Genomic DNA, 494 nt, shown 5'->3' with positions numbered 1-494 from the left:
TCTTCGGGCCATCCAGTCGGTTGAGTCCACACCCTGCATCCTTCAGCCAAAGCGTCGTGGGAGCGGCGCCCCGCCGCTATCGCGCGACCGTCGCGGCGAGGCGCCGCTCCCACCGGTCGTGCGCTTGGAGCCTACGATGATCGAGGCCGATGGGGGGATTCGAAGGCAAGGGCGTTTTTTGCACAGACGACTCCCTCGGATCCGTCCGGATCGCTTGGCCGATGGTCTCAGGCGGCGCGCTTACCACGCCGAGCACCAGGATCTGCCACTGCGCCATTCCCGGACGCCCGGTCTCGGCGCTTACCGGACCCGAGCCGTCGGCGCGCTCGGTCAGGCACGACCTAACGAGGCTTCGCCTCAGACCGACGAATCATGCCATCGGGATCGCTATCGGAATCGGGATCGCTATCGTCGGTTCGATCCCGATCCCGATCCCGATCCCGATCCCGATCCCGATCCCGACGGCCTTGGATGGTCGGACGCTTCATCGAAAT

Annotated in this window: 1 protein-coding gene; it reads left to right on the top strand. The window is 65.8% G+C overall.

Annotated elements, in window-relative coordinates; all coding sequences use genetic code 11:
• Nucleotides 1-136: 136 nt before the first annotated feature.
• The coding region (locus tag G3480_RS28130) for a hypothetical protein (RefSeq protein WP_206171954.1) at nucleotides 137-494 on the top strand (358 nt) is incomplete at its 3' end.

The organism is Thiorhodococcus mannitoliphagus (assembly GCF_010915725.1).
Taxonomy (GTDB): Bacteria; Pseudomonadota; Gammaproteobacteria; order Chromatiales; family Chromatiaceae; genus Thiorhodococcus; species Thiorhodococcus mannitoliphagus.
Note: the sequence above shows the minus strand (reverse complement) of the source record. Positions and strands in the feature narration are given on the sequence as shown.